We start from the raw sequence: 1,621 nt of genomic DNA, 5'->3' as shown, positions 1-1,621 counted from the left end.
CTGGACGAGGTGCTGCCCGCCGACGGACCGACCTATCCGCGCACCTTCGATCTGCTCATCCTCGACGAAGCGCACCACGTCGCACCCGCAGCGCCTCGGCAGGTCTACGCGGTGGATTCGCAGCAGACCAAGCTGATCCGCAAGCTGGCGCCGCACTTCACCCACCGCCTGTTCCTCTCGGCAACCCCGCACAACGGCTATCAGGCCTCGTTCACGGCATTGCTGGAGATCCTCGACGATCAGCGCTTCGTGCGCGGGATGGAACCCGACGAGTCGGCCGTGTCGGACACGGTCGTGCGGCGCCTCAAGCGCGATGTCACCAACGCCGACGGCACGCCGCGCTTCGTGGAGCGGCACGCGCAGGCGATCCCGGTCGAATACCCGGACGGCGAGCGGGAAATCCACGCCGTGTTGTCCCGGTTCGCGGACCTGCGTCGCCGGAAGCTGAAGTCGCAGCGCGGGCGCAAGGCCACCGATCTGGTCACGTTGCTGCTCAAGAAGCGCTTGTTCTCCAGCCCGAGCGCCTTCGCGCACACCGTCCGGGTCTACTTGAACACCCTGCGATCGCGCTCCGGCGCATTGCCCGCGGGAGATGACGAGGTACCGGAGTGGATGGAGGACTTCTTTGACGACCTCGCGACGTATGACGACGAACGTCTGGCCGAGGCCGAGGATGACGCGCTGGAACGCACCCGAGCGATGCAGCCCGCCCCGGAAGACGACGAGGTCGGCCTGCTGCAGCGCATGCTGGACTGGGCCGAGGAGCACGAGGCCGAGCCCGATGCCAAGGCGCGCAAGCTGATCGACTACCTCGGGGCGACCTGTAAACCCGACAAGCACTGGACCAACGAACGCGTCGTGGTCTTCACCGAGTACCGCGACACGCTGGACTGGCTGGTCAGTCTGCTCGGGCAGGAAGGCCTCGGCGGCAAGCACGTCGAGTGCCTGCACGGCGGAATGTCCACTGAGGACCGCGAGCGGCTGCGGCTGGCGTTCCAGAAGGATCCCACCGAGCACCCAGTGCGGATCCTGCTGGCCACCGACGCGGCGAGCGAGGGCATCGACCTGCAGCGCCATTGCCACCGGCTGGTCAACTACGACATCCCGTTCAACCCGAACAAGCTCGAACAGCGCATCGGCCGCATTGACCGGTACGGGCAGGAAAAGACCCCGGACGTGCGGCACTTCGTGGGCACCGGCTGGGACGGGGCCGTCGATTCCTATGAAGCCGACCTGGAGTTCCTCTCCCGGGTGGCCGGCAAGGTCGCGCGGATGGAGGAGGACCTTGGCTCGGTCAACGCGGTGCTGTCGGACAAGGTGCAGCGGCGCATGCTCGGCGAACGGATCAGCGACGACGAGGTCGAAAACGCGGGCCAGAAGAAGGATCGGCTGCCGGCCGAGGCGAACGTCCGCGACCAGGTCCGCAGGTTGCGGGAGAACCTCGACCGGACCGTGGAGACACTGGGCATCACCCCGGACCGGATCAAGCGGGTCGTGGACACCGCCTTGGAGCTGGCCCGCCAGCAGCCGCTGCGGGAACACGCGGACCACAAGTTCGGCACCGAGGGCCTCTACGACGTTCCGCCGCTGACGGGCTCGTGGTCGCGCGCGGCCGAGGGCT

1 protein-coding gene is annotated in these 1,621 nt (G+C 67.6%); it reads left to right on the top strand.

The annotated features are described in order from the left end of the window. On the top strand, nucleotides 1-1,621 hold a 1,621-nt coding region (gene drmD / locus IJH84_RS09730), incomplete at both ends, for a DISARM system SNF2-like helicase DrmD (RefSeq protein WP_295142976.1).

The sequence above is a fragment of the Saccharopolyspora sp. genome (assembly GCF_017434145.1).
Taxonomy (GTDB): domain Bacteria; phylum Actinomycetota; class Actinomycetes; order Mycobacteriales; family Pseudonocardiaceae; genus Saccharopolyspora_C; species Saccharopolyspora_C galaxeae.
Note: the sequence above shows the minus strand (reverse complement) of the source record. Positions and strands in the feature narration are given on the sequence as shown.